Consider the following 12,690-nt stretch of genomic DNA (forward strand, 5'->3'; position numbering starts at 1 on the left):
TGATTACCAGTTGTGAAGGTCGCTGGCCGTGTCCGTCATATAGCGAACACCGCTAATAGTCGGCAGCAACTGATTGATCAAACGGTTCCAGCGAGCAACCGGCGCGGTAGTGACGTACACCACATCGTATGGCTGGAGTCGGAATGAAGTCGCCATCACCAGCGACGTCGCATCCGACATATCAAGCTGATAGATATTGGCGATCTTGCCGTTGTTCCCGCCCTCGCCTTTCAATGGTCGAATAACGAAAATACCGCTGGCGTTGGAGGTGGTCAGGTCGATACCTTCGGCATTGCCCAGCGCTTCGGTAAGCGTCATGCCGCTGAAGTCCATTTTGAGGGTGCTCTGTTTTTTCACTTCCCCCATTACGAAGACTTTCAGATCGTCATTACGCGGAACAAACAGAATGTCGCCAGGATAGAGCAGACGGTTCTGGCTCAGGTCGCCATTTTGCATCAGCGCTTGCAGTGAAATACGTTGCTCCTGCCCTTTATGAGTCAGCACAACGTTGCGCCAGTCTGCTGCCTCGGTGAGACCGCCAGCGGCGTTAATGGCATCGAGAACGGTAAGCGGTAAGTTGGTGATGGCCTGCTGGCCGGATTTGTTCACCTGCCCGGAGACATAGGCCTTCTGCGAGCGGAAAGCGGCGATATTAACGTCCACCTGCGGGTCAGCAATGTACTTCGCTAAGCGCCCGGTAATATCACTACGAATCTCTGCCAACGTTTTCCCTACCACGCTGACTTTGCCGATGTAGGGGTAAAACATGGTGCCATCAGGCTGCACCCAGTTGCCGGTATCGCTTGAGCTACGGTACTGCCCGGCTGGCGTGGTGAGTTCAGGATGGTCCCAGACTGTCACATTCAGGACATCCCCCGGGCCGACCCGGTACTGATATCCGGAAATCTCCTGGTCCAGCGACATATTAGGCTGTGCAACATTTGGTCGAGGACGTAATTGTTCGACCAGCCGTGGCGTGAGTGGATAAACATTCACCATGCGATCGATATCAAAATCAGCGTCCTGCTGTTTAATCACATCTTTGCCCATCGTAGACATATTGCTGCCCGGAAGCACGGTACAACCGTTTATCAAGATCACCGATACCAATACTGGCATCAATTTAAGTTTGGATTTCATCATTGATTATTTATCACTTTGGCAGAGTATTTATCACATGCAATCTAAATAGCGACTTCGCCTGTACGTATTTACCTTGCCGTTAATTGAAATGGAATTTAACTGGCATCAGTCCTAAAAAAATGTATTCATCTGCGGTCTCTTGACAGAATAATTTAGGCTTGTTTCAGGCGACCAGACACGCTACCGCCCCTGGCTTCACTAGCTACCAATGCACTGATTAATTTAAATTTTTATCTTCTCCTTTATTTTCATCACATTTACAGCGTTAACGCATCGGGAATGGCGCCACTGATTGATGAGGAAATATTTATCTTTTGATTATTACCGCAAGAATTGTTGCAGCTATGCGAATATCAGGCAAGATAACAACCCGCCGATACCTGGCTTTTAAGATTAATATTAAGCGTCGGATTTATATATTTTTAGGATTTTATTGATATTGACAGTATTGATATAAAAATATTTCACCTGCGATATTTCCTAAATATGTTTAGATTAATAAAATCATTTCCTGTAGTTACATTAAGGCTATTATCCTGCGTCTGTTCTGATATAACCGACAGAGAAATCCCTTCTCGCCATTGCATTTTTCGCCAGTTTTACCCATGATCGAATTGTGACAATTGTCATACAACTATGGGTATAGCATTTACTATGGAATGGATTGCCGATCCGTCAATCTGGGCCGGACTGGTCACGTTAATCGTGATCGAACTTGTTCTTGGCATTGATAATCTTGTTTTTATTGCCATCCTCGCGGAGAAATTGCCCCCTGCCCAGCGGGATAAGGCGCGTATTACCGGGCTACTGCTGGCGATGGTTATGCGCCTGCTGCTGCTGGCATCAATATCCTGGCTGGTAACGCTGACCACGCCGCTGTTCAGCATTCGCGATCTCAGCTTCAGCGCCCGCGATCTGATCATGCTGTTCGGTGGTTTCTTCCTGCTGTTTAAAGCCACTATGGAGCTCAACGAACGGCTGGAAGGGAAAGACAGCGATAACCCCACCCAGCGTAAAGGCGCTAAGTTCTGGGGGGTGGTCGCGCAGATCGTGGTGCTGGACGCCATCTTCTCTCTGGATTCCGTCATTACCGCTGTTGGCATGGTCGATCACCTGGCGGTGATGATGGCGGCAGTCATTATTGCCATCAGCCTGATGTTGCTGGCCAGCAAGTCGCTAACGCGCTTTGTTAACAGCCATCCAACTATTGTTATTCTGTGTCTGAGCTTCCTGCTGATGATTGGTTTCAGTCTGGTGGCCGAAGGGTTTGGTTTCCATATCCCGAAAGGTTACCTGTACGCGGCCATCGGCTTCTCGGTCATGATCGAAGCATTGAACCAGTTGGCTATCTTTAACCGTCGTCGCTTCCTCTCAGCCAACCATACTCTGCGCCAGCGCACCGCCGAGGCGGTAATGCGACTGCTGAGCGGGCAAAAAGAAGATGCTGAACTGGATGCCGAAACCGCGGCGATGCTGGCGGATCATCATGAAGGTCAAATTTTTGCGCCTCAGGAGCGGCGGATGATTGAACGTGTGCTGAACTTCAATCAGCGTACCGTCAGCAGTATCATGACCTCGCGCCACGATATTGAACATATCGACCTCAATGCGCCCGAAGCAGAAATCCGCGCCTTACTGGAAAAAAACCAGCATACGCGTCTGGTGGTCACTGGCGAAGACGAGCAGGAGGAACTGCTGGGCGTGGTGCATGTCATCGATTTGCTGCAACAGTCTCTGCGCGGCGAGCCGCTCGACCTGCGCGTATTGATTCGCCAGCCATTGGTGTTCCCAGAAACTCTGCCGCTGCTTCCGGCGCTTGAGCAGTTCCGTAATGCCCGCACACATTTCGCGTTTGTAGCCGATGAATTTGGTTCCGTCGAAGGGATTGTGACGCTGAGTGATGTGATGGAAACCATCGCCGGCAATCTGCCAAACGAGGTAGAGGAAATCGACGCCCGCCATGATATTCAGAAAAACGCCGATGGTTCGTGGACCGCTAACGGACATATGCCGCTGGAAGACCTGGTGCAGTACGTCCCTATCCCGTTAGACGAAAAGCGTGAGTATCACACCATTGCCGGGCTGTTAATGGAGTATTTGCAGCGCATCCCGAAAACCGGGGAGGAAGTTCAGGTTGGCGACTATCGGCTAAAAACCCTGCAGGTGGAAAATCATCGCGTGCAAAAGGTCCAGCTGATACCGCTACACGGTGAAGAAGAGATGGATTACGAGGTGTAAGTCACGAGCCGGATGGGGCATTAGCCACCATCCGGCAATATGAATCAGAGCTTATCCAGCAACTTTTTAACATCTTTGCCGTTGCGGGAATCTTTATTGCGATCTGCCCAGTCATTCAGACGACGTTTTGCTTCATCCTGCAGATGCTTACGCAAAAGCTGATCAACTTGCAGACTGTAGTTCAGTGATTGCCACTGGCCATAGACCCTGAGAGGAACCGGGGTGGCCTTCAGGAAACTAATCAACTTACTTTCGCCATCCCAACCGCCCAGCACGCGAATGTTAAACAGCGTGTCGCAATTCTGCTTCACCAGATCTAACGTTCCTTTGCCGGTTAGCGCCAACATCGCGGACTCCCCTGCCATGTTATCCAGCGTCACCTCTCCGTTATCCAGCGTCATATCGGTTACAAAATGATCCAACCGGGTCACGTTATCGAGGTTTTGCTGAGATTTAACATCCCCACCGCTGCGTTCTACAGCCTGTTGAATCATCTGCTGGAAGTTCATCCCTTCCATTCGCGTATCGTTCATTTCGACATGGGCCTGCCCTTGCCAGCTATGGCGAAACGCCCGGGCATCAATATCTGAGCCGGAAAAATCCCCTGCCAGCGACAGCTTGCCGGTGAGTGCGATGGGGTAATCAAAGGCCTTCAAAATAGTGCCAATTTCCACACCTTCCAGGCGCGGATGAAAGACCGCTCGCGGTTCTCCCTTTCTGGCATCCAGCGTGCCGGGCAGTGAGATCAGCCCGCCATCACTTTTTCCCTGCAACTGCGCAATGTTCAGTAAGCCGAACCGGTTGTCTATTTTTGCCGAGACATTCTCAAACGCCATTTTCCGCCACTGCACTTTGTCAGCCTGCAAAGCGATGTCGGCCGAAAAGCCTTTGAGTCCCTGATACGAAACGGCATCAACCTGGGAAGCAATGACGGGGCGCACCAGCGTTGGCTGACTCTGACCTTGCTGAACGTCACCGTTTGCTGTCGCCGCTGCGTCATGTTGTACGAGCAGATTATCCAGATTGAGCTGGCCAAATTTTAGGTCGACGGCCCATTCCGGTTTTTCCAACAAGGCCACATGCGCTTGCCCAGAGAAAGAAGAGTCATTAGCGGTCAAATTTATCTGGCTAAACGAAAGCTGTTTTTTCTCTTCCAGCCATTGCGCCTGAAGATGTCCCTGACCGTTGATTCCCTGCGGCGGCAGATCGGCCCCCTGCAGTTGCCAGCTTAACTGCGCAATATTCGCAGATAAGTTGTGCGGATAATCGGAGGCATCGACCGTGCCGTTAAAGGATAACGCGAGATCGCGCTGATCGCGGTTCACACGCCCGGAAAAATCAAACGTGCCGCGGTGCTGGCTATCTTGTTCCATCTCCAGACGAATATCACGAACGGTAACTTGTTCGTCGTCTTCATGCTGGAATACCAGAACACTGTCGGCAACCCGCAAACGGGCGATATCAAACGACCACCCTTTGTCTTCCGCCAGATCGGGGAACATATTGTCTTTTGGGGCAACGGGCGCATCTTTAGCGCGCACCGCCTCAGTTTTCGGGGTCAGTTGAATCACTGCGCCTTTGAGCATCACCTGCTTCACGCTGAGCTGGTGGCTCAACAGCGGCCATAACGCAACGTCAAGACGCATATTGTCGGCACGAACCAGAGGTTCGCTGGCGCCTTCAGCTGTTAACACCACTCGCCCTGAGAGGATACTCAGTTGCGGCCATACGTGCCAACGCAGGGGGCCATCCAACTGCAGCTGATATCCGCTACGTGCGGCAACCTGCTTGACCATATACGCGCGGAAATCATTCGGATTAACCAACAGTACTAACGCAGAAAAGCCGGCCACCAGCACGACCAGAAGAATCATCAGCGTCGTCAGAAATCGTCTCATGCTATCCCCAATGGACTGAAAAACACTCAGTCTTTATCGATCCGGCTGGCAACGGCGCCCTGCTGGTCGCGATACTTCGCATCCTGACGACGGTTGTATGGCCGCGCTGCCGGACCGGAAAGCGGTTCGAAACTTAACGCGCCAATCGGCATGCCCGGACGCAGAGCCAGGGGTAATTTTCCGGAATTGTAAAACTCCAGTACGATACAGCCAGACCAGCCCGGATCGATACGGTGTGCGGTGACGTGTACCATCAGTCCCAGACGAGCCAGCGAAGAACGGCCATCTAACCAACCGACGAGATCGGAAGGCAGCGTCACAGATTCAAATGTTACTGCCAGCGCAAGCTCACCCGGATGCAAGAAGAATGCCTCGCCGTCCTTGAGGACGATTTCATCACTCATCACGCGATCCAGCGCGGCGCTGACTTCATCTTTCGGTCCGCTCAAATCGATATACGCCGCTGTATGACCGCGGAACGTACGGAATTTGTTGCCAAGACGCACATCTACCGTGGCGCCATTGATTCGCTCGACAGGAGGGCGTGGAGTGATCGACAGGCGACCTTCATCCAACCAGGCTTCAATATCTCGGTCACATAAACGCATGGCACTTTCTCCTTTCGTGCTTCAAACCCTTAATGCCAGGTGCGTTAAGGGTGAACCAGGTTATCACTGAACGGTACACAATTCGCTGAACTTATTCAAAGAACTGACTGATTTTAGCCTTCAGAATATCGATGGCGATGCGGTTTTTACCCCCGCGCGGCACAATGATGTCGGCGTATTGTTTTGAAGGCTCAATAAATTGCAGGAACATTGGGCGGACGGTTTTCTGGTATTGCGCCATCACCGAATCCATTGAACGACCACGTTCATTCACATCGCGCTTGATACGGCGCATCAGACAAATATCCAGCGGCGTATCAACAAAAATAGAAAAGTTCATCTCATCGCGCAAACGCGCATCCGTCAGCAGCAAAATGCCTTCCAGGATGATGACTTTCTTCGGTTCGATATGAATAGTGTCTTGCGTACGCGTGTGCTCAACATAGCTATAAACCGGCAGCTCAATGGCAGAGCCGCGTTTCAGCGTTTGCAGATGTTGAAACAGCAGGCTGTGGTCCATCGCGTTCGGATGGTCGTAGTTGGTTTTTACGCGTTCTTCCATCGACAGATGGCTTTGATCTTTGTAATAGCTGTCTTCGGGAATAACGCCAATATGTTCGTCACCGACTTGTTCACGCAATTCGCGATAAAGAGTACTGGCAATAAGGCTCTTGCCGGAAGCCGATGCGCCGGCAATGCCGATAATGACGCACTGATGGGACTGATCAGTCATAAATTTAGCGACCTGATTAACCTGGATGTAAGGAAGGGCGGCGCCGAAACGCCAAACGCGGCAATTATAGGGATTTCAGCGGCGCGATGCCACCCCAGGCTGCACCAATGCTGTCCCTGTCGCAAATTAAAATGGTCAGATTTAGAACAGCCGCTATATTTATTCACCTGCCTTAGGAATTAATAGCTTGGGAGTGTTAATTTATGAGCAGCTGGCGTATAAATTGTAAATTGTTTGTACTAGCATAATCCCAGATTAAATGTGATGCGTTCGGCATCTCTGCTGGGCGACAACGGCTATTTGGGTAGAGTGGTAATGAGTAAACAATCCCAACATGTTTTAGTTACCTTACCCCATCCTCTACTGCGCCTGGCCAGTTTAGGTCTGGTGGCTTTCATCTTTACGTTGTTTTCGCTGGAACTGTCACGTTACGGCGCACAGCTTGCACCGCTGTGGTTTCCAACCTCTATCATGATGGTGGCTTTTTACCGTCACGCGGGAAAGATGTGGCCAGGGATCGCGCTGGCTTGCTCATTCGGTAGCATCGGCGCCTCTTTACTTTTTTTCCCCGGACAGTCGCTTAATTTCTCCTATACGGTCATTAACATTATTGAGGCTGTTGTTGGCGCAATGTTATTGCGTAAACTGCTGCCCTGGTACAATCCCTTACAAAATTTGAATGACTGGGCGCGCCTGGCATTTGGTAGCGCGGTTGTTCCGCCACTGTTGGGCGGCATATTGATGTGGTTGTTGCTGCCGAAGGACACATCATTAAATACCTTTCTCATTTGGGTACTGTCAGAATCCATTGGCGCACTGGCGTTGGTGCCGTTAGGTTTACTGTTTAAACCACATTACCTGTTGCGCCATCGCGACCCGCGATTATTGCTTGAGACCCTGATTACCCTGCTGGTGACCTTAACGCTCAGTTGGCTGTCCATGATGTACATTCCATGGCCATTTACCTGCGTTATTGTCCTGCTGATGTGGAGCGCTGTCCGTCTGCCGCGTATGGAGGCGTTTTTAATATTCCTCAGCACCGTGATGATGGTTTCGCTGATGCTGGCTGCCGACCCTTCGCTGCTTTACACCCCGAAACCGAACATGATGACGGACATCCCCTGGTTGCCGTTTTTGATGATCCTGTTGCCCGCTAATATGATGACCATGGTGATGTACGCGTTTCGAGCCGAACGCAAGCACATTTCAGAAAGCGAGTCACGCTTTCGTAACGCCATGGAATATTCCGCGATTGGCATGGCTTTAGTCGGTACCGAGGGACAATGGTTACAGGCCAATAAAGCCTTGTGCCAGTTTCTGGGCTATAGCCAGGAGGAGTTACGTTCACTGACCTTCCAGCAATTGACCTGGCCGGAAGATTTGAACAACGACATTGAACAGCTGAACATGCTGGCACGCGGAGAGATTAATAGCTATTCCATGGAAAAACGCTATTACACCCGCGCAGGCGACGTCGTCTGGGCGTTGCTGGCGGTTTCGTTAGTGCGTCATAGCGACAATACCCCACTCTACTTTATTGCGCAGGTTGAGGACATTAACGACCTGAAGCATACCGAATGGATCAACAAACGGTTGATGGAGCGCATCACCCTCGCCAATGAAGCCGGGGGGATTGGGATTTGGGAATGGGAACTCCAGCCTGACGTGATCAGCTGGGATAAACGGATGTTCGATCTCTACGAAGTTCCTGCGCATATCAAGCCCAGTTGGCAAGTCTGGTATGAGTGCGTGGTACCCGAAGATCGTGAGTACGCCGAAAATGTGATTCGTGATTCACTGGCCGCACGGGCTCCGTTTAAGCTTGAGTTTCGTATCGCGGTAAAAGATGGCATACGCCATATCCGTTCGTTGGCCAACCGGGTACTGAATAAAGACGGTGAAGTTGAACGCTTGCTTGGTATCAATATGGATATGACCGAAGTCAAGCAGCTTAACGAAGCGCTGTATCAAGAAAAAGAGCGCCTGCACATTACGCTGGATTCAATCGGCGAAGCGGTGATTTGTATTGATGTCGATATGAACGTGACCTTTATGAATCCGGTCGCTGAGAAAATGAGCGGCTGGCAGCAGGACAGTGCCATCGGCATTCCGCTATTGACGGTACTACATATTACTTTTGGCGAGAACGGTCCGCTGATGGAAAATATCTACAGTGCTGACATGTCGCGTACGGCAATCGAACAGGAAGTGGTCCTGCATTGCCGTAACGGCAACAGTTATGACATTCAGTACAGCATCACGTCTCTCAGCACCCTCGACGGCGGCAGCATTGGCTCAGTGTTGGTTATTCAGGACGTCACAGAGTCACGGAAGATGCTCCGTCAGCTTAGCTACAGCGCCTCGCATGATGACCTGACGCAGTTGGCAAACCGGGTCAGTTTCGAAAACCATCTAAAACAATTGCTGCATTCGGTACACGATACGCACCAGCGTCATGTGCTGGTTTTTATCGATTTGGATCGTTTTAAAGCGGTGAACGACAGCGCGGGTCATGCCGCTGGCGATGCCCTGCTGCGTGAACTCTCAGCGCTTATGCTCAGCATGTTGCGATCCAGCGATATGCTGGCGCGCCTGGGCGGCGACGAGTTTGGTCTGTTGCTACCGGATTGTAATATCGAAAGCGCCCGCTTTATTTCAGGTCGCGTCATCAGCGCCATTAATGATTACCACTTCATGTGGGAAGGCCGCTTACACCGTATTGGCGCCAGCGCAGGGATTACGCTCATTGATGAGAAAAACCATGTCGCGACCGATGTGATGTCTCAGGCCGATATTGCCTGTTATGCGGCGAAAAACAGTGGGCGTGGACGCGTCTGCGTTTATGAACCGCAGCAAAGCCAGGGTCATGACGCGTGTAGTCAACTGACATTGGATGAGCAAAGACACACCATTATGCACAACCCAATGCTGATGATCGCCAGAGGTGTGGCTTCCCCACGTATACCGGAGACGTTTAGCTTCTGGCTTCTCTCGCTTCGCTTAGGCACCGCTGAAGGTGAAGCCATTGAGGAGCAAGCCTTCCGCGCCGGGCTGGTCGATCCCGCGTTAAGCAAGGCGCTTGACCGTCGGGTATTTAGCGAGTTCTTCCAGAATGCTGCCCCAGCCGTCGCCAACAAGGGTCTCAGTATTGCCCTGCCCCTTTCCGCCGCCGGCCTGCTCAACACAGAACTTATCGATGAGCTGCTGGAGCACTTGCAACACAGTCCACTACCGCCGCGATTGCTGCATCTGACCGTTCCGGCAAGCGTCATCAAAACCAACCCAACGCAGGCGATATCCGCCCTGCATCGACTGCGTCAGTACGGTTGTCGAATTGTGTTAAGTCAGGTTGGTCGCGATTTAGAGCTTTTTGACAACCTGAAATATCACATTGTCGATTACCTGTTGCTCGACAGCGAGCTAAGTGCCAGCGCTCCCGGCAACCTGATCGACGAAATGTGGGTGTCCATTATCCAGGGTCATGCCCAGCGCCTGGACATAAAAACTATCGCCGGCCCGGTGCAGTTGCCACTCATCATGGATACGCTTTCTGGCATCGGTATTGATATGATTTATGGCGATATTATTGCCGACGCCCAACCGCTGGATCTGCTACTGAATACCAGTAATTTCGCCATCAACTGACGGCTGCCAGCCATCCGTATACCAGATATGCAACAGCGCATAGGAGCGCCAGGGTTTCCAGCGCTCTGCATACCGTCGGATCTGGGCCGGTGTCATGCCGGGAAAACGCTGCTTAATCAGATAATCATCCGGCAGAAAAACGTCCTTCGCCTGCCAGCCGCGCAGTGCAAAGTAGTTGGCGGTCCAGCGTCCTATCCCGGGAAACGTTTGTAGCTGCTTAACGCCTTGTTCGATATCGGTAGGGGTTGTTGTCGCGAGCGCTCCCTCAAGCATTGCGCGAGCCAGATGAATCAACGCTTCAGCGCGTTTGAGCGGCATTCCTAACGCTTTCAGGTGCAGCGGATCGGCATTGGCAAGCGCTTCCGGCGTAGGAAAACACACATACTCGGGTGCATCCTCCAGCGCTTCCCCGTAAGCATGCGCCACTTTCGCCGTCAGTTTCGCGGCCATCAATACGCTGACTAACTGCCCTAAAATCGCCCGCACCCCTTGCTCAAACGCATCGACACATCCCGGCAGGCGCAGTCCAGGACGCGCCGCACCGAGGCTACCCAGCGCGGCGATAATTTGCTGCGGGCAACAGCCAAGATCGAACAAGCGCGTTATTTTTGCCAGGCACTCGGAAGCTACCGGCTGTAACCCTGTGCTCAATGTCACGTGTAGCACGTTGGCGTGCAGATCCGGGACAACGCGCACCAGACCACGATGTCCCCCTACGGACAGGCTTCTGACATAATCCAGCTTTCCTACGGTTTCGACACCTTCAACCGCACGGGCGGCAAGAAACCCCAGCATCCAGGGCCAGTCATAAGGCGGTTGCCAGCTCAGCGTGAACATTCAGTTTTCCTTTTTACGCAAACCTACAGCATAAACGGTATTCAATCAGTACGCCTTGCTTTCATATTCCAGTTGTCGGGGCGTCAACTATTCGTTAAAGTCACGCCCCTTCTTCACTGGCATGGGGATTTTTACGGTGTTTATTGGTTTTGACTACGGTACGGCAAACTGTTCAGTGGCCGTTATGCGTGACGGGCAGCCTCACCTGCTCAAAATGGAAAATAACAGCACGCTGCTACCCTCAATGTTGTGCGCACCAACGCGCGAAGCGGTTAGCGAGTGGCTGTATCGCCATCACGACATCCCAACTACGGACGATGAAACGCAGGCGCTGCTTCGCCGCGCGATGCGCTACAACCGCGAAGAAGACATCGACGTTAACGCCAACAGCGTGCAGTTCGGTCTGGCATCGCTGGGTCAGTATATTGAAGACCCGGAAGAGGTGTACTTCGTTAAATCGCCAAAATCATTTTTGGGCGCCAGCGGTCTGAAGCCGCAGCAGGTTGCGCTGTTTGAAGATCTGGTCTGCGCAATGATGCTGCACATTCGCAACCAGGCGCAAAGCCAGTTGCCGGAAGCTATCACCCAGGCCGTGATTGGTCGGCCCATCAACTTCCAGGGATTAGGTGGGGATGACGCCAACACCCAGGCGCAGGGTATTCTTGAACGTGCGGCCAAACGCGCCGGTTTTCAGGATGTCGTCTTCCAGTACGAGCCGGTAGCGGCGGGACTGGATTACGAAGCGACGCTGCAGGAAGAAAAACGCGTGCTAGTGGTAGATATTGGCGGGGGGACGACCGACTGTTCACTGCTGCTGATGGGGCCGCAATGGCATCAGCGTGCCGATCGCGAAAACAGCCTGCTGGGACACAGTGGCTGCCGCGTAGGCGGGAACGATCTGGATATCGCGCTGGCGTTTAAACACCTGATGCCGCTGCTGGGTATGGGCGGTGAGACTGAAAAAGGTATCGCCTTACCGATTCTCCCCTGGTGGAACGCGGTCGCAATCAACGACGTTCCCGCGCAAAGTGATTTCTACAGCAGCGCCAACGGTCGATTGCTCAACGATCTTGTCCGCGACGCAAGAGAAGCCGATAAAGTCGCTCTGCTGCTTAAAGTCTGGCGCGAGCGTCTGAGCTACCGCCTGGTGCGCAGCGCAGAAGAGAGCAAAATCGCGCTTTCTGACCAAACCATTGTAACGGCGGCGATACCGTTTATCAGCGACACGCTGGCAACCGATATCAATCAACACGGACTGGAAGCCGCGCTCAATCAGCCCCTGGCGCGCATTCTGGAGCAGGTCCAGCTGGCGCTGGACAACGCGCAGGAAAAACCGGACGTGATTTATTTGACCGGCGGCAGCGCGCGTTCACCGCTGATTAAAAAAGCCCTCGCCCAGCAGCTTCCCGGAATCCCTATCGCGGGTGGCGATGATTTCGGTTCAGTTACCGCCGGACTGGCCCGCTGGGCTGACGTTGTTTTCCGCTAAGCCGCTCGCATGCTGAAAAGTGTGCATATTGACATCATCCTTGCTGTGGCTTATTTTCAGGAGTGAGGGTTAGGGAGGGTTTCCCCTCCCCCTGGTGTC

Annotated in this window: 8 protein-coding genes; 3 read left to right on the forward strand and 5 right to left on the reverse strand. The window is 52.4% G+C overall.

From position 1 onward, the window contains the following. Nucleotides 1-3 precede the first annotated feature (3 nt). Nucleotides 4-1,143: a polysaccharide export protein gene (locus OGX94_RS18245; protein WP_286569687.1), complete on the reverse strand. Its 1,140-nt coding sequence runs from the start codon at nucleotides 1,141-1,143 to the stop codon at nucleotides 4-6. Nucleotides 1,144-1,797: 654 nt separating this feature from the next. Here OGX94_RS18245 and OGX94_RS18250 point away from each other — a divergent pair. Then, nucleotides 1,798-3,381, forward strand: a complete 1,584-nt coding sequence (locus OGX94_RS18250) for a TerC family protein (RefSeq protein ID WP_032934495.1) — start codon at nucleotides 1,798-1,800, stop codon at nucleotides 3,379-3,381. 44 nt (nucleotides 3,382-3,425) lie between these two features. Here the strand turns inward: OGX94_RS18250 and asmA are convergent, their stop codons facing one another. The 3 genes from asmA to udk form a co-directional block, all read right to left on the reverse strand. Further along, complete coding sequence (gene asmA, locus OGX94_RS18255) at nucleotides 3,426-5,279, reverse strand: outer membrane assembly protein AsmA (protein WP_286569688.1); 1,854 nt, start codon at nucleotides 5,277-5,279, stop codon at nucleotides 3,426-3,428. Nucleotides 5,280-5,305: 26 nt separating this feature from the next. Then, nucleotides 5,306-5,887: a dCTP deaminase gene (dcd, locus tag OGX94_RS18260; protein WP_003834269.1), complete on the reverse strand. Its 582-nt coding sequence runs from the start codon at nucleotides 5,885-5,887 to the stop codon at nucleotides 5,306-5,308. Nucleotides 5,888-5,978: 91 nt separating this feature from the next. After that, nucleotides 5,979-6,620, reverse strand: coding sequence for a uridine kinase (gene udk / locus OGX94_RS18265; protein ID WP_003036776.1), 642 nt, complete (start codon nucleotides 6,618-6,620; stop codon nucleotides 5,979-5,981). A 315-nt stretch (nucleotides 6,621-6,935) separates the two neighbouring features. Between udk and OGX94_RS18270 the strand changes: the two genes are divergently transcribed. Further along, nucleotides 6,936-10,265 carry a diguanylate cyclase gene (locus tag OGX94_RS18270; protein ID WP_063940589.1) on the forward strand — a complete coding sequence of 1,110 codons (3,330 nt, stop codon included), beginning with the start codon at nucleotides 6,936-6,938 and terminating at the stop codon, nucleotides 10,263-10,265. Here the strand turns inward: OGX94_RS18270 and alkA are convergent. Then, nucleotides 10,233-11,102, reverse strand: coding sequence for a DNA-3-methyladenine glycosylase 2 (gene alkA / locus OGX94_RS18275; RefSeq protein WP_063940491.1), 870 nt, complete (start codon nucleotides 11,100-11,102; stop codon nucleotides 10,233-10,235). The genes OGX94_RS18270 and alkA overlap by 33 nt on opposite strands. A 136-nt stretch (nucleotides 11,103-11,238) precedes the next feature. On the opposite strand from alkA, the gene yegD reads away from it, so the two are divergent. Next, the gene (yegD, locus tag OGX94_RS18280) at nucleotides 11,239-12,591 is read left to right on the forward strand and encodes a molecular chaperone (protein WP_032943940.1); all 1,353 of its coding nucleotides are present in this window, start codon (nucleotides 11,239-11,241) and stop codon (nucleotides 12,589-12,591) included. Nucleotides 12,592-12,690 lie beyond the last annotated feature (99 nt).

It is taken from the genome of Citrobacter sp. Cpo037, assembly GCF_030332945.1.
GTDB lineage: Bacteria > Pseudomonadota > Gammaproteobacteria > Enterobacterales > Enterobacteriaceae > Citrobacter > Citrobacter portucalensis.